Below are 19,247 nucleotides of genomic sequence, written 5' to 3' on the forward strand. Positions count from 1 at the left end.
CTCCCCTTATCGTACCAGCCGTTCATTGCTGTATATTTTGGTTTTGTCTTTGGGGAAGGTCAGCCAACATCGTCCTTCCGGGGTGGGCCGGTTGTCCTTGATGCGCGCCTTGATCTGATGCCCGGCGAACTGGCAGGTCACGATCTTGCAGAACCCCTGATCTTCAACCCCTTCGATTTCGGCGACGATGCCGTCTTCGACTTCATTATCGTGAACTTCGACATACATGGGACGGATGCCAAGCTTGATATCGCCACCTGTTTTGGCAGCTCGTCCGGCATAGGCCGGGTCAAGCGGGATGATCGCTTCGTTCACGGCAGCGAGATGGCCGTCCAGGGTACATTCGAGGAAGTTCATCCCCGGGCTGCCAATGAAGTAGCCGACAAAGGTGTGTTCCGGGTCTTCAAAGAGCTCCTGCGGGGTACCCATCTGGACGATCTCGCCCTCGTACATGACGACGATCTGGTCGGCGAAGGTCATGGCCTCCACCTGATCATGGGTCACGTAGATCATGGTGAGTTTGAATTCCTTGTGGATTTCCTTGAGCTTGCGACGCAGATCCCATTTAAGATGCGGATCGATGACCGTCAGCGGTTCATCAAAGAGGATGGCTGCGACATCGGAACGAACCAGACCGCGGCCTAACGATATTTTTTGCTTGGCATCAGCGGAAAGGTTGGCTGCGCGCTTCTGGAGGTCATCCGTGAGGTCCAGCGCATCAGCGATTTCCCTGACCCGTTTATCAATGGCCTCCGCATCAACACCGCGGTTTTTCAGCGGGAAAGCGAGGTTCTGATATACGGTCATGGTGTCGTACAGCACAGGAAACTGAAACACCTGCGCTATGTTGCGTTGTTCCGGCTGCATGGCGGAGACATCGACTCCGTCATAAAGAATCGAGCCATGAGAGGGCTTCAGCAGGCCGGAGATAATATTGAGCATGGTGGTCTTTCCGCAGCCGGAGGGGCCGAGGAGGGCATATGCTCCGCCGTCTTCCCAGACGGTGTGGATTCGCTTGAGTGCGAAGTCCTCTTCACCTTTTGGTTCGGGAAGGTAGCTGTGTTTGATTTCATCAAGTTCAATGCGTGCCATGATGGTTCCCTGCTAATCATTGGCAGGCGAGGCAACCAGCTTGCCCGCCGCGTTAAAAACATAAAAGGCGTTCGGATGTGCATATACCGAAACCTGACTTCCGACGTCGTAGGAATGTACCCCGTTATCCTGGGCAACGAGTGACTCCTCACCAAAGTTGAAATGGATGAAAGTCTCTGACCCGTTGATTTCGGTGAGGCCGATCTCGCCCTTGATACACGCCCAATCCTCTCCCTCGGAGTTGAGGGTCAACTGGCTTGAGCGAATGCCGAACTTGTATTCCCCGGGATCCAATGCGTTCATACCAGGAGTGGCTTTGAAGCTCAGGTTGTTTCCGAAGTTGACAGTGCCGTCTTCAATGTGGCCGGTAAGGAAGTTGATGGGCGGATCGCTGAATACTTCTGCCACTTCCGTGGTTGCCGGATTCATGTACACCTCGGCAGTGGGGCCGACCTGGAGAACGCGACCTTCGTGCATGACTACGACATTGCCGCCCAGCATCAGCGCCTCGGTTGGCTCCGTGGTGGTGTAGACAACGACGGAATCGCGCTCGATGAAGATTTTCTGCAACTCGTCCCGCAGTTCTTCACGGAGTTTGTAATCGAGGTTGACGAGCGGTTCATCGAGCAACAACAGATCAACATCCTTGACCAGTGCCCGTGCAATGGCCGTACGCTGTTGCTGCCCACCGGAAAGCTCTGCCGGGAGGCGGTCGAGCATGGTGTCGATGTGCAGCATCTTTGCGGCGGTCATGACACGTTCATCGATTTCCTGCTTCTTCATTCCCTGGATTTTCAGGGGCGAGGCGATGTTTTCGTAAATGGTTTGGGATGGGTAGTTGATGAATTGCTGGTAGACCATGGCCACGCTGCGTTTACGGACCGAAACACCGGTCACGTCCTGATTGTCAGCTATGACCTGTCCTGTTGTGGGGCGGTCCAGTCCTGCCATGATTCGCAGTAGTGACGTTTTTCCAGCCAGCGTCCGGCCCAGAATGACGTAGCGAGAGCCTGACGCAAAATCCAGGCTGATGTCTTTGAGGTGGACTTCGCGCCCGACCGTTTTGTTGATGTCCTTGAGCTTCAAACTCATAAAGTGCACTCCCCTAGCATGTGTCTGGTCAAGTTGTTGCCAGTTATCAGGATGGCGCATAGCGCAGTTTCATTGTTTTCGCATGCGAAAGCGCGGTGACTTTTCTCATCTGCGCTTGTTTTGGTGCATGTCTGTCCCTTACTCAGCCACGTGCAGTTCCACCTCGTTGTGTTTCATCATTTTCACAAGCTCCGCTGGCGGTAGCTTGTCCGTAAACATGGCATCCACTTCCTGGATACTCCCCAGTCGCACCATGGCGTTTCTGCCGAATTTGGTGCTGTCCGTCACAAGGAAGACCTTGCGCGAGTTGTCGATGATGGAACGCGCTGCCGTGACTTCCCTGTAATCGAAGTCGAGGAGGGTGCCATCCTTGTCCACGCCGCTGATCCCGATGATTCCGTAGTCCACCTTGAACTGCCGAATGAAATCAATGGCGGCTTCACCCACAATGCCGCAGTCCTTGGGACGAACTACTCCACCGGTGACAATGACTTCGATGTCACTGTTGCCACTGAGGGTTTTGGCTACATTGAGGTTGTTGGTTATGACGCGAAGTCGTTTGTGGTGAATGAGCGCTTTGGCTACTTCTTCGTTGGTTGTTCCCATGTTGATGAACAGGGAAGACCTGGAAGGGATGTGTTGTGCCACGAGTCGGGCGATGGTCTGCTTCTCCCTGTAGCAGAGCACTTTGCGATCCGTGTAGTCCACATTCTCCGTGGAATAGATAGGGCCTGCTCCACCGTGATGACGTTGAAGCAGGCCCTGGTCGCTAAGAATATTTATGTCGCGGCGGATGGTTTGGGGAGTCACATTGAAGTGGTCGGCCAATGTTCCAATGGCAACGAATCCCTGCTCGCGTACCAGATCGATGATTTGCGCGTGTCTGGTGCGAACCGATGCGTGTTTTCCGCCGGTGGTTATTTCGTTTTCGCCCGTGATGGGGTCCATTTTTTATCCTGATTGCATTAAAAAGTTCGTTTCCGAAAACAAGGTTGGGGTGTTTTTCGTTCACAAGTGAAAAAAACAGTGACGGAACCCTTGAATTTGCATAATCTGATACGCGCTGTGTCGCACGAAAATGCTAAAAAAGTCATTTTTTTGTTCATAGCATGTTCATTTTTTTGCTACAAGAGAAAAGAAATCTTTCAGGTCTGTAACAGAACGCAGGAAACAATGAAGTTTCAGTTGATAAAGGATCGGTAAAATGAAGGTCCTGCAAACCACAATTCTCATCCTCGGCGGAGGAGCTACCGGGACAGGTATTGCCCGGGATCTCGCCCTGCGCGGAGTGAAATGTCTGCTCGCGGAACGGCATGATATCAATGCCGGTGCATCGGGTGGAAACCATGGCTTGCTCCACAGTGGCGCTCGGTACGTGGCTTCCGATATGGAAGCAGCCGTGGAGTGTCGCGAAGAGGGAGAGATCATCAAGCGACTGGCGCCTCAATGTATCGAAGATACTGGAGGACTCTTTGTTGCCGTGGAAGGCGACGACGAGGACTACGTAGCCAATTTCCAGGCCATGTGTGACCGAAGCGGTGTACCTGCTCAGGAGCTGGACCTTGACGAAGCGCGCTCATTGGAGCCGGTGTTGTCGGATAAGCTCATAGCCGCCTATGCCGTGGAAGACGGTGCCATCGATCCGTTCATGCTGTCGCTGGACAACATGGCCCATGCCATGGAACACGAGGCTGAGTATGTTCGCAATGCAAAGGTGATTGGCTTCGTCAAGGAATCCGGAAAGATCAAGCGGACACAATTTCGCCATGAAGTGACCGGTGAGTTGTTCGAGGTGGAGGCGGAGGTTGTCGTCAACGCCACAGGAGCATGGGCAGGGCTGGTGGCCGAACTCGCCGGTGCGTCCATTAACATTTTATATTCTGCCGGCAGTCTTATCATCACGCAGGACAGGCTCACCAAGCGTGTTATCAATCGCCTTCGCAAGGCCGCTGATTCCGATATCCTTGTTCCGGGAGGCACGGTTTCCGTTCTCGGTACCACTTCGGTCACCGTGGAGCATCCCAATGACTGTCGTCCCACCGTCACTGAGGTTGATCGTATCATCGATGATGCACGCGCCATGATCCCGTTGCTTGAGACCACCCGCTACATCCGGGCGTATGCCGGTGTCAGGCCTTTGGTTCTCTCGGGCGACGGCAGCGATGCTCGAAGCGTCAGCCGCGGCTTTTCCCTGATCGATCACGCTGATGATGGCGTGGAAAATTTTGTGACGATCACCGGCGGCAAGTTGACCACCTATCGAATGATGGCCGAAAAGACCGCCGATCTCGTCTGTGGCAAAATCAATGTGACCAAGCCGTGTCTTACGGCAACCGAGCCGCTGCCTGCCTCCACAATGGGACGGTGGACCGAGCCCGGCCTGGGGCCGAAATCATGGATCACCAAACGGGATGGGGACGATCTCATACTGTGTGAATGTGAGATGATCTCCAAGGCCACCATCGACACGATCATCGCCAACATGGGGGATGATCACGGTGAGTCTGCCTTGCAGGCCATCGGGCTGCGAAGCCGTGTCGGCAAAGGCCCGTGTCAGGGTGGATTTTGCGGACTGCGGGTAACCGGTCATCTCTATGATGAAGGGCTTGTGAAATCGCAGCAGGGAATGGATGAGCTCAAGTATTTTGTTGAACGACGGTGGCGCGGCTTCTCTCCGGTTCTGTGGGGGCTTGGCGCTGTACAGGCGGATTTGCAGGAGGCTTTGTACTGCGGTGCGCTGGACATGGAACTGGACGACGAGGTCCTGAACTGCGGAGAGAATTCATGACCGGAAACAATACAGTATATGATGTGATGGTCATCGGCAGCGGGTTTGCCGGAATGGCTGCCACGCTGTTCGCCGCTCGCAGAGGACTGTCCGTTGTCCAGACCGGTGCCACTGGTGGTATCGATTTTAGCACCGGCTTCCTCGATCTGATGGGAGTGCATCCCATTTCAGAAGGTAAACGGTGGAGCGACCCGTGGCAGGCCATCGATGCGGCGATTACCGACTTCCCCAATCATCCCTATGCGTTGATGAGTCACGATGAAATCGCCGAATCCATTAAGGAATTTACCGATTTTCTTGGTGAGTACGGGCTCAAATATGTCGGTAAGGAGCAACAGAACACCTGCATTATGACTCCTGTGGGGACGGTGAAACGGACGTATCGCATTCACAAAACCGCATGGAACGGTGCCGTGGCTCTGGAGAGCAAAGCACCGACATTGATTGTCGATTTTCAAGGCCTCAAGGGATTCAGTGCTCGTCAATTGGTGGAAAACCGCCAAAAAGACTGGCCCTTACTGCGATCTGTTCGCGTGTCTTTCCCCGGTTCTAGCGGTGAGTTGTTCCCGGAGCACATGGCGTGGACGCTTGCTGATCCGAAGCATCGCGTTCAGTTGGCGGAAACTGTTCGACCGCAACTGGAGCAGGTTGAATATGTCGGATTCCCAGCCGTTCTCGGGCTGACCAATCCCGCAGAAGTTGTCGCCCATCTGGAAGAACTGCTTGGGGTCAAGGTCTTTGAAGTGCCGACCATGCCGCCATCCATTGCCGGGCCGCGTCTGCGATCCGTTTTTGATCGGGGACTGCCTAATCTCGGAGTCAAAACTCGCTCGCAAAAAATGGTGACCGCTGTCCGAATGAAGGACCACGGTGTCATGGAGTTTGATATCGGAAAAGGCGGCGGCATGAATACGGTTGCCGCCAAATCGGCGATTTTGGCCAGTGGCCGTTTCTTCGGTAAAGGCTTGAAGGCTGGACGGACCGGTGTGTTGGAGCCTGTCTTCAACATCCCCGTGCACCAGCCGGAAAGACGCGAAGACTGGCACCAAAAAGAGTTTTTTGATGCCAAAGGGCATCCGGTAAATATGGCAGGTATTGAGGTGGATGCTCGCCTTCGACCACTGGGCGAAGACGGGAAACCGGTCAATGAACGACTGCATGCTGCCGGAGCAATACTGGCTCACCATGACTGGATGCGTATGAAATGCGGGGCCGGGCTGGCCATCGCTACGGCTTACAAGGCCGTTCGGGAGTTGACTGGATAAGAGGTTGGCAACGACAGCAAGGACGGATTCATGACATTCTTCGATATCGGTTTGATTCTCGCCTCAGTGATCTGTCTCGTCGGCATTGTTCGGCGTGTGGCCGTATGGAGCCGATCGCCGGGAGGAGCGAAGGTTGATCACCAATCCATGATCCGTCAATTGCTGTCTGCTGTCCGCTCCTTTTTCCTTGATGTCCTGCTCCTGTCGAGAACCGGCCGGACCGGTATGCTTCGTTGGGTCGCGCATTCTCTGGTTTTCTTCGGTTTCATAGGGCTGCTGCTCTTTCACGCCCTTGATGATTATGTAACCGTATATTTCTTCCCGGCCTATGAATCGACCCTGGATCCATGGCAGTTCATAAGGAACCTGCTCGGATTGATGGTCCTTGTCGGAGTGTCGATCATGGTTGTTCGACGTCTTGTCGATAAGCGGCTGCGCAGCCTGACACGATTTCAGGACTGGGCAGCCATTCTCGTTGTCGGGATGATTATCCTGTCCGGCTTTTTCCTTGAATCATCCAAGATTGTTTCTCCTGCCGTTTTCGACCGAATGGTCCGTTACTATTACTTCCCGGAAAGTGCGCGGGACCTGACCGCACTCAAAGCATTTTGGGCCAGAGAATACGGTGTTGTTTTCAGTGCGCCGTTGCCCCTTGATGACGAGACCGTGGAGTTCGGGGCTTCGTTGAATGAGGACAACTGTTCCGATTGTCACGCTGATACCGCATCGGCTTTTGTCTCAAAGACAATGGCCACCGTGGGCGCGCCCCTTGCTCCGGCATTAAATCGAAGTGGAGCGGACAGTGTCTTCTGGTATCTGCACATCATTTTTTGTTTCATTGGTCTTGCGGCGTTACCATTCGGGAAGTTCCTGCATCCTCTTTCTGCACCGGCCAACATGCTGGTTCGAGGAGGGCGTCGTGACGGAGCACCGGTGGCGTCAGGCGCTGCCAAAGGGCTTGGTCTGGATGCCTGCACCCGCTGTGGCGAATGCAGTCTGCATTGCAGTGTCGCGCCGAGTTTTTCGGTGCTGGGCAATGACAACATACTGCCGTCAGAGAAACTTCGTTCTCTTCACGATTTCAGAACAGACTCCCTTACGGAAGAAGGGGTGAGCCGGTTTGCCGAGGGAAGCAGAATCTGTACGGAGTGTTTGCGCTGTACGGATATTTGTTCGGCCGGGATCAACCTGCAGGATTTGTGGATCGAGTCGAAGAAGGAGGCCGCCGCGCTTTCGCCGGATTCCAACGGGGCTGTGCGCGCACTGCCTTCCGAGTTCAGAATTGCCGCCTTTGAAGGGAGTACCGCTGTGCCGCCCCTGTTCGGGTTGGCAGACAACGCCGAATCCTACTGGGCCTGTGTTCAGTGTACTACCTGCACCAGTGTTTGCCCTGTGGTGGCGGTGAGCGAGGACCCGACCCGTGACCTCGACATGACACCGCAGCAGATCATGAATCTTCTGCGTATGGGCCTCAAGGATCAGGCGATGGGTGTCCGGATGGTTTGGAGTTGCACCACTTGCTACAAGTGCCAGGAGCATTGCCCGCAGAATATTCGCGTGGCAGACGTTCTGTATGAACAGCGAAACACCGCTGCCGCTCGCTTGCGGGAAGATGAGGAATAGCCATGAGATACGCATATTTCCCCGGTTGCAAGATTGCGCATCACCTCCCGCAGTACGGAACTGCTGTGGAGGCCGTCTGTGATGCGCTTGATATCGGCCTGGAGAAGGTGGAGTTCAACTGTTGCGGTTGGCCGGTTCGTCATGAAAACGAGTTGGCGTCTATTTTTTCCGCCATCCGCAATTTTGCTCTGGCAGAAGCTGCCGGTCTTCCGATCATGTCTCCGTGCAAGTGTTGCTTCGGCAATTTGAAGTATGCTGTTTCGCGAGTGCAGGAAGACAAGGAGTTGGCAGGCCGGGTAGAGGAATTATTGATTGATGACGGTTTGTCCATGCCCACGCGGATGGAAGCATTACATTTTCTGACTGTTTTGGATGAAAAGGTCGGGGCCGACCTCCTCGCGCAACGGACCGCAACACCGCTCGCCGGAGTGAAGGTGGCCTGTCACTATGGGTGCCATGCACTTCGACCGGGAAACGTCACCGAGTTTGACGATCCTCTGGCCCCGACCGTTTTCGAGCGACTGATGCGCGCCATTGGTGCCGAGCCTGTGGAGTGGGACTTGCGCCTTGAGTGCTGCGGCCATCCACTGCGTGGAAGGGACAATGTCATTTCCGATGCACTGATGAGGAAAAAACTGGAGAATGCCCAGGGTGCTGGTGCCGATATTGTCGTGACCGGCTGCACGTATTGTCAGTTGCAATTTGATGTGGAGCGTGATGCCAAGCCGCTGGGATCATCCATGCGCAAGGCACCACCTGCTGTTCTGGCGGCTCAGCTCATCGGGATGGCGCTTGGGCTGAAAGAGGATGCCGTAGGGTTGGCTGAAAACAGAATCCCATGGCAATCAACTGTTTTGGAAGGGTACTTTTTTTGATAAGGCTCCGAAAAGGGATGGTAATTCCAATCGGATAATCAAGGAGATGACGATGGCTAAATATGTCGGGGCAGTAGATTCGGGAACCACCAGCAGTCGCTTCATAATTTTTGATGAGAAAGGGCGCATCGTCGGCCAGGATCAGAAAGAGCACGAGCAGATATATCCCAGGCCCGGGTGGGTCGAGCATGACCCCATGGAGATATGGAACAACACGTGTGAGGTTATCAAGGGCGCGTTGACCAAGTCTGGAATCAAGGGTTCCGAGCTGGCGGCCATCGGTATAACCAACCAGCGTGAAACCACTGTGGTGTGGGATCGAAATACCGGCAAACCGTTTTACAACGCTATTGTCTGGCAGTGCACCCGTACCCATGAAATCTGCAAGGACCTCATGCAGGACGGTGGACAGGATCGTTTCCGCTCCAAGACCGGATTGCCCATTGCCACCTATTTTTCCGGCCCCAAGATCAAATGGATTCTGAACAATGTGCCGGAAGCCAAGGCTGCTTCCGAGCGAGGCGATGCCATGTTCGGTACCATTGAAACATGGATCATCTGGTGGCTGACAGGCGGCCCCAAGGGCGGCGCACACGTCACCGATGTTACCAATGCCAGCCGGACCATGCTCATGGATTTGGAGTCTTTGGAATGGGATGAAGATATTCTTGATGTGATGGGAATCCCGCGCAGCGGACTTGCCCGTATTGTCCCGTCCTCGGACTCGGGAACATGGGGGCCGACATCCGAAAGCGGTCCTTTGGGGGCCCGTGTGCCGGTCTGTGGCGCGGTGGGGGATCAGCAGGCAGCCCTTGTCGGGCAGACGTGCTTTGCTCCGGGACAGGCCAAGAATACCTACGGAACCGGTTGTTTTCTCCTTATGCACACCGGCCACGAGCCGATCCAGTCCAAGCATGGCCTGATCACCACATTGGCCTACCAGTTCAGCGGACGTAAACCCTCCTATTGTCTCGAAGGCTCTATCGCCATTGCCGGTGCGTTGGTCCAGTGGCTCAGAGACAATCTCCAGATGTTCGAGTCGGCTCCCGAAATTGAGGCCATGGCCAGCAAGGTGGAAGATACGGGCGGCATGTATATCGTCCCGGCTTTTTCCGGATTGTATGCCCCGTACTGGCGCCCGGATGCTCGCGGCGTTATGGTGGGATTGACCCGCTACATCAACCGCAACCACATTGCGCGTGCTGTTCTTGAAGCTACCGCGTATCAGACCAAAGACATTGTCGAGGCCATGAACAAGGATTCGGGCGTCGAACTGAAAAGTCTCAAGGCGGACGGTGGCATGGTCTACAACGAGCTATTGATGCAGTTCCAGTCGGATATCCTTGATGTTCCGGTTGTCCGCCCCAAGGTTGCGGAAACAACCTGTCTGGGCGCCGCCTATGCAGCGGGAATCGCTGTCGGATTCTGGTCCGGTCGGGAGGAGTTGTACAACAACTGGGAAGAGGACAAGACGTGGCACCCCGATATGAGCGACAAGGATCGCCAGAAAGGGTACAGCGGTTGGAAAAAGGCCATTGAGCGAACGTATGACTGGGTAGAATAATTCCAGAAAACAGGGCGGCCTCAGGGGCGCCCTTTTTTTAGGTTCATCCGGCTAAAGCGTACTTTTGACAAAATGAAAGGACATGGCGTCCAACCGTTGGAAGCATCACCAACCAGCGGGAGGAGTAATCACCATGTCCACGAGTTTCATCTACCACGCGTTCGGCCTGCGAGGCTACGACTACGTTCGGCAGGATTTCATCGCAGGCAACATCATCCTGAAAGTGCAGCCCAAGGATGACTTGATTCGTTGTCCTTGCTGCCATTCCAGAAACATCATTCGCCACGGCTTTGCCGAAAGATGGGTTCAGACTGTGCCCATCGGTTTCAAGCCCGTCTGGCTGGTCATTCCCGTCCAACGGGTAGGATGTCGCAATTGCGGCGTCATTCGTTTGATCGACATTCAGATCGCCGAGTCCAGGCGCTGGTATACGAAAGCCTTTGAGCGATATGCTCTCGCCTTGGCAAAAAAGATGACGATTCAGGATGTTGCCGATCTGCTGGGCGTCGGTTGGGACACCATCAAATCAATCTTCAAGCGCTATCTGTTTCGCCGTTTCTCAAGTCCCAGCCTGGGAAAGATCAAGTATATCGCCATCGACGAAATCAGCGTCCGTAAAGGGCAAAAGTACCTCACGCTGGTCATGGACCTCGAAAGTGGCGCAGTCGTCTTTGTTGGTGAAGGACGAAGTCGAGAAACGCTTACCCCGTTTTGGGAACGTCTCAAGAAGACAAAAGCCAAGATTGCGGCTGTGGCGACGGACATGAACGCAGGCTACATCAGCGCTGTCATGGAGAACTTGCCGAATGCGGCTATCGTGTTTGACCGGTTTCATGTGGTCAAGCTGATGAACGAGAAAATCACGCAGATCCGCCGCCAGCTCTTTCGGGAACTCACCTCGCCACTTGAAAGGAAAGCGGTCAAAGGAACTCGATGGATTCTTCTGAAAAACCCCGAAAATCTGGATGAAAGCCGTGATGAAAAGGAGCGCTTGGATGAAGCGTTGCGGCTGAACAAACCTCTGGCGACAGCCTACTATCTGAAAGAGGATTTGCGGCAACTCTGGTCCCAGCCGAACAAGGCGACGGCAGAGAAAGTCATCAACGACTGGATCGCCAGAGCCGAAGCCTCGGAGATACGCCCTTTGCAGATCATGGCGAGGACGCTTGCCTCGTATCGTTTCGGCATTCTTGCCTATTACGACCATCCCATCTCATCAGGCCCAATCGAGGGAACCAACAACAAGATCAAGACGCTGAAACGACAAGCCTACGGATATCGGGATACCGAGTTCTTCAAGCTCAGGATCATGGGAATTCACGAAGCGAAGTACGCTTTAGCCGGATGAACCTTTTTTTATGCAAGTGCGGCCTGTGGCGTGGTTGTAAGCAGGAGTGTCGGAAGGCAAAGAGCGTCAAGTCGCGCTGTTTGTGGCAGGTCTTTCACGACAATGTATATTTATATTGCTGAAACTGCTGACATCTTTTACTGCTCAAAGGAATACTGACGTTATTAATCCGATGTAATCTGGAGTTTCTAATGTATACTGCAATGTCATTGTCCAAAAGAATCCCCATGCTCGACGTAGCCCGTTTTTTCGGGATGTTCCTCGTCTACTACGGCCACATCATCGAGCGAATAATGTATCTGGAAAATCCTGTTGCAACGGCGCACTATAAGTTTATCTACTCGTTTCACATGCCGTTTTTCTTTCTGCTCGCCGGAATGACCATTGACCCTGGTAAGTTGTATCTTCCGGCAAGACAGTTTTTCAAGAAACTGGCCCTGTCTCGATTGGTGCCGTATTTCTTTTTCACCGCAGCTTTGGCTGTGGCAAGCCTTGTTTTTGCAGGGCACTTTGTTGTCGTCGATCTGTCAACAGCCAAGGGGTATCTGGAAGGGGTCATCGCCACGCTGACCGGATTTCCCGTATTCAACATTCCGCTGTGGTTCATGGCCTGCCTTGTTTCGGTTGAGGTCATCCATTACGTAGTTGGGCGCTATCTGAATTCGACGTTGAAGATCATTGTTGCGGCGATACTGTTTTATGTCGGCGGCTATTATCTCACCGCCAATGTGCAATTCATCCCCGGACCCAATTTCTGGATTTTCCATGAAGCCATAGTGGTTTACGGATTTTATCTGGTGGGTGTGCTCATGCGCAGGGAATCAATTCTGATCGCTGCCCAACCTCGCTGGCGACTGGTGGTGGCGAGTGTCGTTTGCCTGGGCGCTGTTGTGGCAACCTGGGACCTCAATCAGGGACCGTTCAGGTTGTTCGATGCCGTGGTGGTTGTTCTCTCCGGTCATGGCAACGTCTTCTTGTTTCCGTTCACGGCACTGGCCGGAAGCATCCTGATTTTGACCCTGGCTCGATTGTGTGGCGAGAGCCGCTTCCTGATGTTCATGGGTGAAAACGTTCTGATCCTCTTTTGTCTTAATGGCGTTTTCTACCACTTCTTTAATGGACCGTTTGCGGCTTGGTTCGTCGATAAATTCCCCGGGAACTGGATGGCAGTCACCGGGGCCGGAATCGCTTTTACCATTGTCAGCATGGCCGCATGCATTCCGGTAATACTATTCTTCAACAGACGGCTGCCGATACTTGTGGGCAAGCGTTCACGCTAAAAGAAAAAGGCTTCATGTGATCATGAAGCCTTTTTTATTCGGTTGATTTTACAGTGCGTTTTTTAGAATTTGAATAAGTTCCGCTTGAGTCAATTCGATGGGATTCCCCTTCATGCTGCTGGCTTGAGCGGCTTTTTCCGCCATGGCTTCAAAGTCCTGCTCCACTATCCCGATTTTGGACAGGCCTGCGATAGACAATTCTTCGCAGAGCGACTCAACCCAGTCGCAGCCATCTTCAGGTGTGGCGCTGACATCTCCGGTCAGCATGACGGCTATCTCATTGTAGCGGAAAAGTGCCATTGATTCGGGGTCACGTTTCCGCAGGGCCTGAATATTTGCGCGCATGACATGGGGAAGCAGGGCGGCACAGATTTCTCCGTGGGGCGCTTTGAACTCGCCGCCGAGCGGGGCAGCGAATCCATGCACTGCGCCCAGCTTGGCATTGGCCAGCGCAATGCCTGAGAACAGGGAAGCAAGGGCCATGTCTTCGCGGGCAACGATCTCGTCGCCTTCCTCGCAGGCCACGGGGAGGGAGGTCGCAGCACGCATCATCCCTTCGCGGCAGAGACCATCTGTCATGGGATTCGCCTTATTGGAAACGTAGGCTTCCATGAGCTGGGTGAGCGCATCCATTCCGGTTCCGGCGGTGACATGGGCAGGCATGGAGAGAGTGAGTTCAGGATCAACAACCGCGACATCGGCAATCATGTCAGTTGAGCGCAGGCTGACCTTTACCCCGTAGGGTTTAGCCAGAATCACGGCGTTTGCCGTAACTTCCGAACCGGTACCTGAAGTTGTGGGGACAGTGATCAGCGGGAGCGGCTTTGCGGCCAGCGGTTCACCTTTACCAACCACTTCGAGGTAGTCGAACAGGTCTTTTCTGTTGGTTGCCATTGCCGCAAGAATCTTTCCGGCATCCATTACGCTTCCGCCGCCTATAGCAATCACAACATCGCAGTCCTCATCGCGAATCGATTGGATATGTGCGGCGATGGTGTCCGTATCCGGCTCGCCAGAAATACGAATGACGTGCGGGGTGCCGGTCTCGCTCATGGCATCGATAAGCCACTGGGTACGCTCCGGGGAAGAACCGGTAACGATACAGGGGCGTTCGCCAAGTCCGGCTGCTATCTCTGGAATGGATGCTGCCGCACCGGATTGAAATATGATTTTGTTGGCCGTGGCAAATTGGAATTGCATATGAAACCTCGTCTGATTGGTATTAAGCGGCAAAAAAATATCACTACCGGCAGATGACAGCAATGAAAAGGAATGCGCTTTGAATAGTGAGTACGTGCAGAGTTGGAGCTATGTGTTTTGTCTGCATGAAACGATTCTTGGCAAGCCAAGCAAAAAGGCCCGGCGAACCGGGCCTTCAATCTGTTATTCGTCGTCTGTCATGCCGAGGGCGCGCCATTGGGCTTCGGCTTCAGCCTGTGCCTTGTCAATGCGTTCCTGATCCCATGGCGTAATGACCAATGCTTCGGCCACAAGCTGCCAGATATATTTCACTTCATACGGATGCCCCTCATAGTGCTTGGGAATCCGCTTCATGATCTGGTCGCGGCAGTTGGAGCAGCCAACGACAACCACATGGGCTCCGCTGTCTTCGATCTGCTGGTGCTTGTAGCGGGCATGCCATGCAGACTGTTCCTCAAAGGGCATGGGCCACATGCCGCCGCCAGCGCCGCAGCAGTAGTTCTTGTCCCTGTTGGGCGTCAGCTCCACGTAGTCATCCACACATTGCTGCACGATCCAGCGGGGTTCGTCGAAGTATCCCTTGCCGAATGTGCGTTCGAGTTCTCGACCGTGTTTGCAGGAATCGTGGAACGTAAAAACCTTTCCGGCGTGGGCGGATTTGTCGAGGGTGATCCGTCCTTCCTTGATGATTTCCATCAGGTAATCATACAGGTACAGGTAGTTGATTCGATTGGCAGGATCTTCCTTGAACAGCTTTTCCATTCCCTTGCGGGCACCGTATGATCCGCCGCCGCAGTCCGGCATGATCATTCTGTCGATTTCATGCTTCTGCATGTAGTCGATTTTACGCCTTGCCAGTTCGCGGTTGGCGTCGTTGTTGCCAGTGAAAAGAGCCCAGTCGACGGCTTCCCAGTTGTCACCGGGAACGGTCCAGTCTTCCTGTGCGGCGTAAAAAATTTTCCACCACCAGAACTGATCCTCGTAGTCCCCGTATACCTCTTTCGAGTTCGGGAAAAAGAGGGTCCTGGCGCCCTGCTTGTCGATGGGGACATAGAAACCGGGACATTCCTCTTCGGCAAGCTCTTCACCGAGTTCTTTCATGCCCTCAACGTAGTCTTCCTTGGCGATGCCGAGGTTGTTGCCGGTCTCAAGGTTGTTGACCATGCCCTGATGCAGGGAGCCGGGAACATCCTCACGAGGACGCAAGGATTTCAGGTGGGCCATGAGCGATGTGATGTCGATTCCGCCCGGACAGGTGGAAGTACAGCGTCCGCAACCGGTGCAGAGCCATGGAAAATTGGAAGCAACCACTTCGTCGATCAATCCGTTGGCCAGCATACGCATGACCTTGCGCGCATCCCAGCCATCCAGACCCGGGGCGCCACTGGTGGGGCAGCCATTGGAACAGGCGCCGCAAACCAGGCAGTTGGAAAAATCGTAATCGTTCAGAAAATCAAGTGAATGTTTGCTCTTTGTCATTGTTATCACGCGGCTGTCGCACAGGGGGCTGCTTCAGCATATATGGTTTATCGAGTTGGTACTCTTCCGTAGGTTCGGAAGGTCAAAAAAGGCTCCTACCTAAGGGAAACAGGTAAGTCAAAGTGCTAATGACGGTTTTTCTCGCACAGACCGCTTATGCTCTGGTCGATCGGTGATGAGAAGGGCGCTCCTTTGGGAGTAAGCGGCTGGTCGGTTTGGTTGAAGAACCTTCTGTGTCGCATGCACAAGTGTATTACATAATAATAAAAGGATCGTTCCTTTAAGATAGGAATTCCTCTCATGGAGTCAAGGCGTGCTGGGTGGTGATAACCGCACGTAAAACGAAAGCTGCGCCACCGGGGTGACCGATGGCGCAGCAACTGTTCATTATGGCTTGGTTGTTGGGCTGCTATTTTTTCTTGTCAGCAGCGGGTTTCTTTTTATCAGCCGCCGCTTTTTTCTTGGTTTTGGGTTCGGTCTTTTTTTTCGCAGGTTTCGCTTTTTCCTTTTTTGCAGGCGGCGCGTCGTCTTTCTTTTTCACTTCTTTGTTTTCGGATTGTTTGGCTGGGACTTCCGCTTCCTCTTTTTCTACGATCGAAGATTCCCCTTTGACTGCCGGTGTCAGATCCTCAGCGGTCTTTTCTTTCGTGGACTCATCGCCTGCCTCTTTCCACTTCAACTTGAGGGCAAATTTGCGTTTGTCCTTTTTGACTTTGGCTTCGATCTCCATGCTGACTGTTTCAGCAGGGGCCAGAATCAGTGTTTCTTCCTCATTCTTAACAACAATTCTGCCGTCCTTGAGTTCGGAGAGAAGTGTTTCCAGATGTTTGATGACATCTTCGCAGGCCATTTCTTTCTTCATGCTGATCTTTTTCTTTTCCATTGGTATCTCCTTGATGCGCTGTTGCTATGAGAGAGATAGCAGAGCCTCTGCAAGTAGCCGAGCATCCATGTATGTGTCGCCGCTTTGTGTCAGCAGTGGGCAGTTGATAACGGTTACGCCCATGGATTCCAGTTCTTCCGTGTCGATGGGGTATGTGTAGGAAGCTTTTTCCATATCCATCAAAACGTATTTCAGCGTGTCGCTGCCATTCGGGGCTCCACTTAATGCTAGTTGTCGTCGTATGAGGCGAACCTGATCGACAACGCTCAGTCCAAGCGATTCCGGGTCTTCCGCCGTATTGGGAACAAAGACCTTGGGACAGCGATTGGCTGCCACGGCTTCGCCGACCCCGTCGGGCAGCAGGTTGGCCATAACGCTCGAAAAGAAGCTGCCTACAGGATAGCAGATGAGGTCGGCCTCAGCGATGTGTTTTTTCGTTTTATCGGACACAGCGGTGTGAACAGGGGTGCTGTCGTCCAGGCTGTCCGTCATCCATATCTCGCGTATGGGCGATGCTGGGGGCGGCATTTCCTTGCCGGTAATGCAGTGCTGGCCGATAATGACCGTATCATCCTGCAATCGCACAGCAATGTGCAGATCCTTGTTGATGGTCGCGTGAACGACGCCGTAGACCTGGACCAGCTTGGAGAAGACATAAATGACCGGATCGAGCTGCCGGTTGTTATGCAGATACCCGGCAGCGAGAACCAGATTGCCGACCGATGCGCCATTGAGGTCGAAGTCGTCCGGCATGATCTTCAAAAAATGCTTGAAGTGGTTGCAGATTATTTCCCGCATAGGAGCGGGGATGGGCTGAACCAGAGGGTGCCCGCCCGTAGCCATGTGTTGCAACTCGCTATGGAGTTCTTCCTGACTTTTGCTCTGGGAAAGGCGGTAGGTGAAGAGTTTGAAAATTTCAGGGGTGCCAGTGATGGATTGATCTGCCAGTGCCAGGAGGCGATTGCGGATGTCGCCGACTGCGGGCATGCCAAAGGCTTTGCGAATAACAGCCGAGCTGCCACCTGAATCAAAGGGAGTGATCAGGTGGATGGAGTTGTGGGTGTAGCGAATTAGCTCACGGGATGTATTTCGGAGCGCTGTGCCGCCACTGAAAAACAGTATTTTAGGCCCGAATTCCGGGGCTTTTTTATACAACTCCAGCTTGTGAGTTGCAGGTATTTCAACCTGATGGGTGACACTGATTCGCATTATGTTTGCAGTCCTTTGAGTAGGGTCCATTCCCCATGTATATCAATCAGATGTCAGGTCTTTTGTCAAAAAAAGAAGACATGTGGCGGTCATTTTTTTAGGGAAGCGTGGTCATACAAATGCAAAAGCCCCCGAAATGGATTCGAGGGCTTTACAGGACAGTCGGTGAAATTGTGCTTATTTCAGCCAGTTTAACACGTCCTTTTTAGATGGCGCTTTGCCAACAACTTTGACTTCGTTGTTTACGGCCACGGCTGGAGTGGAGAATACGCCGAAGGCTGCGATTTCCTGAAAGTCAGCCACTTTGATTATTTCGGCATCGATACCGGCTTCGGCCACCGCTTCGCGCACGGTATTTTCCGCTTCTTCACATTTCGCACAGCCGGGTCCCATGACATGGATTTTCATAGTGTACTCCTTTGTATTTCAATTGATCAGATAATTGCATTGAATAGATAGCCTACTAACAAAATGCCGCTTCCTAGCACGCAGATGAATATACCGATCAGACGTGGCTTGAGGACCTTCCTGAGAATGACCATTTCCGGGAAAGAGAGAGCGATGACCGACATCATGAACGCCAGAACTGTCCCCAATGCGGCTCCCTTACCCAGCAGGGCTTCCACCACCGGGATAACGCCTGCGGCATTGGTATACATCGGGATGCCGATAAGGACGGAGAAGGGCACGGACCACCATGCTGAGTCGCCCATGATGCCAGCGAGATATCCCTCGGGAACATAACCGTGAATGCCTGCGCCCACGGCAATGCCGAGGACCACGAACTTCCAGACCCGCCCGACGATCTCCTTGACGGAATCCCATGCGTACTCGAAACGATCCTGCCAGGACATTGTCTGGTCGGCCATGTTGGCTTCACCGGCCCTGATCTCCTTGACCCAATCCTCAATGTGAGCTTCCAGCTTCATGCGCCCGAGCACCCATCCGGTGACCACGGCTATGGTAATGCCTGTCACGAAATAGAGGGCGGCGATTTTCCATCCGAGCAGGCCGTAGAGCAGGACCAGGGCTATTTCGTTGACCATTGGAGCGGCAATCAGGAAAGAAAAGGTCACTCCCAGCGGTATTCCAGCAGTCATAAAGCCGATGAACAGTGGGACCGCCGAGCAGGAGCAAAAAGGTGTGACCACTCCGAGCAGTGCCGCCAGCACGTTGCCTGCCGACTCCCGTTTTCCGGCCAAGACCTTTCTGGTCCACTCTACCGTCACAAAGGAGCGCAGGATGCCCACAAGGAAGACGACAAGAATCAATAGCATCAACACCTTGGGCGTGTCGTAGACGAAAAACTGAATGGCTGAACCGAGGTGGCTTCCCTGCGCCAGTCCGACGAAGTTGTAGGTGAACCAGTGGGAAAAGGGGAGTAGCTGGCTGTAGAGGGCGTACCACGCGATTAACCCCATACAACCAAAGACGAGCTGTTTGCCCAAATGGGATCGGGGGGATGAAGCCTCTGTCGGTGCGGATAGTTCCGATTGTGTTTCGTTACTTGTGCTCATGATTTCGCTTGGCGTTTTTGCCAAATGTTAGA

At 53.5% G+C, this 19,247-nt stretch carries 16 protein-coding genes; 7 read left to right on the forward strand and 9 right to left on the reverse strand.

Going from position 1 to position 19,247, the window contains the following annotated elements; genetic code table 11:
- Positions 1–6: 6 nt before the first annotated feature.
- The 3 genes from DPRO_RS15805 to DPRO_RS15815 all read right to left on the reverse strand — a co-directional run bounded on the left by DPRO_RS15805 (position 7) and on the right by DPRO_RS15815 (position 3,132).
- Positions 7–1,092, reverse strand: coding sequence for an ABC transporter ATP-binding protein (locus tag DPRO_RS15805; protein ID WP_097012929.1), 1,086 nt, complete (start codon positions 1,090–1,092; stop codon positions 7–9).
- A gap of 12 nt (positions 1,093–1,104) precedes the next feature.
- Positions 1,105–2,184 carry an ABC transporter ATP-binding protein gene (locus tag DPRO_RS15810; protein ID WP_097012930.1) on the reverse strand — a complete coding sequence of 360 codons (1,080 nt, stop codon included), beginning with the start codon at positions 2,182–2,184 and terminating at the stop codon, positions 1,105–1,107.
- A gap of 138 nt (positions 2,185–2,322) precedes the next feature.
- The gene (locus DPRO_RS15815) at positions 2,323–3,132 is read right to left on the reverse strand and encodes a DeoR family transcriptional regulator (RefSeq protein ID WP_097012931.1); all 810 of its coding nucleotides are present in this window, start codon (positions 3,130–3,132) and stop codon (positions 2,323–2,325) included.
- A gap of 256 nt (positions 3,133–3,388) precedes the next feature.
- Here DPRO_RS15815 and glpA point away from each other — a divergent pair, with 256 nt between their 5' ends.
- The 7 genes from glpA to DPRO_RS15850 all read left to right on the forward strand — a co-directional run bounded on the left by glpA (position 3,389) and on the right by DPRO_RS15850 (position 12,927).
- Positions 3,389–4,972 (forward strand): anaerobic glycerol-3-phosphate dehydrogenase subunit GlpA, encoded by a 1,584-nt coding sequence (gene glpA / locus DPRO_RS15820; RefSeq protein ID WP_097012932.1) that lies wholly within the window; start codon positions 3,389–3,391, stop codon positions 4,970–4,972.
- Positions 4,969–6,237: a glycerol-3-phosphate dehydrogenase subunit GlpB gene (glpB, locus tag DPRO_RS15825; protein ID WP_097012933.1), complete on the forward strand. Its 1,269-nt coding sequence runs from the start codon at positions 4,969–4,971 to the stop codon at positions 6,235–6,237. The genes glpA and glpB overlap by 4 nt, the downstream gene beginning before the upstream one ends.
- 30 nt (positions 6,238–6,267) lie before the next feature.
- A complete protein-coding gene (locus DPRO_RS15830) occupies positions 6,268–7,860 on the forward strand; it encodes a 4Fe-4S dicluster domain-containing protein (RefSeq protein ID WP_097012934.1) in 1,593 nt (530 codons plus the stop codon).
- A 2-nt stretch (positions 7,861–7,862) separates the two neighbouring features.
- A complete protein-coding gene (locus DPRO_RS15835; RefSeq protein ID WP_097012935.1) occupies positions 7,863–8,735 on the forward strand; it encodes a CoB--CoM heterodisulfide reductase iron-sulfur subunit B family protein in 873 nt (290 codons plus the stop codon).
- 52 nt (positions 8,736–8,787) lie between these two features.
- Positions 8,788–10,299, forward strand: coding sequence for a glycerol kinase GlpK (gene glpK, locus DPRO_RS15840; RefSeq protein WP_097012936.1), 1,512 nt, complete (start codon positions 8,788–8,790; stop codon positions 10,297–10,299).
- 133 nt (positions 10,300–10,432) lie between these two features.
- Positions 10,433–11,647, forward strand: coding sequence for an ISL3 family transposase (locus tag DPRO_RS15845; protein ID WP_097010316.1), 1,215 nt, complete (start codon positions 10,433–10,435; stop codon positions 11,645–11,647).
- Positions 11,648–11,838: 191 nt separating this feature from the next.
- Positions 11,839–12,927: an acyltransferase family protein gene (locus tag DPRO_RS15850; protein ID WP_097012937.1), complete on the forward strand. Its 1,089-nt coding sequence runs from the start codon at positions 11,839–11,841 to the stop codon at positions 12,925–12,927.
- 48 nt (positions 12,928–12,975) lie between these two features.
- Here the strand turns inward: DPRO_RS15850 and DPRO_RS15855 are convergent, their stop codons facing one another.
- The 6 genes from DPRO_RS15855 to DPRO_RS15880 all read right to left on the reverse strand — a co-directional run bounded on the left by DPRO_RS15855 (position 12,976) and on the right by DPRO_RS15880 (position 19,119).
- Positions 12,976–14,127, reverse strand: a complete 1,152-nt coding sequence (locus DPRO_RS15855) for an iron-containing alcohol dehydrogenase (protein WP_097012938.1) — start codon at positions 14,125–14,127, stop codon at positions 12,976–12,978.
- A gap of 183 nt (positions 14,128–14,310) precedes the next feature.
- On the reverse strand, positions 14,311–15,606 hold the full coding sequence (locus DPRO_RS15860) for a (Fe-S)-binding protein (RefSeq protein ID WP_097012939.1): 1,296 nt from the start codon (positions 15,604–15,606) through the stop codon (positions 14,311–14,313).
- Between the two features lie 409 nt (positions 15,607–16,015).
- Complete coding sequence (locus DPRO_RS15865) at positions 16,016–16,489, reverse strand: amphi-Trp domain-containing protein (RefSeq protein ID WP_097012940.1); 474 nt, start codon at positions 16,487–16,489, stop codon at positions 16,016–16,018.
- Between the two features lie 24 nt (positions 16,490–16,513).
- Positions 16,514–17,698: a GAK system CofD-like protein gene (locus DPRO_RS15870; protein ID WP_097012941.1), complete on the reverse strand. Its 1,185-nt coding sequence runs from the start codon at positions 17,696–17,698 to the stop codon at positions 16,514–16,516.
- Positions 17,699–17,875: 177 nt separating this feature from the next.
- Entirely contained in the window at positions 17,876–18,106 is a 231-nt protein-coding gene (locus tag DPRO_RS15875) for a thioredoxin family protein (RefSeq protein WP_097012942.1), read from the reverse strand.
- Positions 18,107–18,132: 26 nt separating this feature from the next.
- Positions 18,133–19,119, reverse strand: coding sequence for a permease (locus tag DPRO_RS15880; protein ID WP_232005626.1), 987 nt, complete (start codon positions 19,117–19,119; stop codon positions 18,133–18,135).
- Positions 19,120–19,247: the final 128 nt, after the last annotated feature.

The sequence above is a fragment of the Pseudodesulfovibrio profundus genome (genome assembly GCF_900217235.1).
GTDB classification, from domain to species: Bacteria; Desulfobacterota; Desulfovibrionia; order Desulfovibrionales; family Desulfovibrionaceae; genus Pseudodesulfovibrio; species Pseudodesulfovibrio profundus.

Coding starts and splice junctions, on each gene's coding strand:
- DPRO_RS15805 (WP_097012929.1), bottom strand. CDS start 1,092: ATGGCACGCATTGAACTTGATGAAATCAAACACAGCTACCTTCCCGAA.
- DPRO_RS15855 (WP_097012938.1), bottom strand. CDS start 14,127: ATGCAATTCCAATTTGCCACGGCCAACAAAATCATATTTCAATCCGGT.
- DPRO_RS15850 (WP_097012937.1), top strand. CDS start 11,839: ATGTATACTGCAATGTCATTGTCCAAAAGAATCCCCATGCTCGACGTA.
- DPRO_RS15880 (WP_232005626.1), bottom strand. CDS start 19,119: ATGGGGTTAATCGCGTGGTACGCCCTCTACAGCCAGCTACTCCCCTTT.
- DPRO_RS15830 (WP_097012934.1), top strand. CDS start 6,268: ATGACATTCTTCGATATCGGTTTGATTCTCGCCTCAGTGATCTGTCTC.
- DPRO_RS15865 (WP_097012940.1), bottom strand. CDS start 16,489: ATGGAAAAGAAAAAGATCAGCATGAAGAAAGAAATGGCCTGCGAAGAT.
- DPRO_RS15815 (WP_097012931.1), bottom strand. CDS start 3,132: ATGGACCCCATCACGGGCGAAAACGAAATAACCACCGGCGGAAAACAC.
- DPRO_RS15870 (WP_097012941.1), bottom strand. CDS start 17,698: ATGCGAATCAGTGTCACCCATCAGGTTGAAATACCTGCAACTCACAAG.
- glpB (WP_097012933.1), top strand. CDS start 4,969: ATGACCGGAAACAATACAGTATATGATGTGATGGTCATCGGCAGCGGG.
- DPRO_RS15835 (WP_097012935.1), top strand. CDS start 7,863: ATGAGATACGCATATTTCCCCGGTTGCAAGATTGCGCATCACCTCCCG.
- glpK (WP_097012936.1), top strand. CDS start 8,788: ATGGCTAAATATGTCGGGGCAGTAGATTCGGGAACCACCAGCAGTCGC.
- DPRO_RS15810 (WP_097012930.1), bottom strand. CDS start 2,184: ATGAGTTTGAAGCTCAAGGACATCAACAAAACGGTCGGGCGCGAAGTC.
- DPRO_RS15860 (WP_097012939.1), bottom strand. CDS start 15,606: ATGACAAAGAGCAAACATTCACTTGATTTTCTGAACGATTACGATTTT.
- DPRO_RS15875 (WP_097012942.1), bottom strand. CDS start 18,106: ATGAAAATCCATGTCATGGGACCCGGCTGTGCGAAATGTGAAGAAGCG.
- DPRO_RS15845 (WP_097010316.1), top strand. CDS start 10,433: ATGTCCACGAGTTTCATCTACCACGCGTTCGGCCTGCGAGGCTACGAC.
- glpA (WP_097012932.1), top strand. CDS start 3,389: ATGAAGGTCCTGCAAACCACAATTCTCATCCTCGGCGGAGGAGCTACC.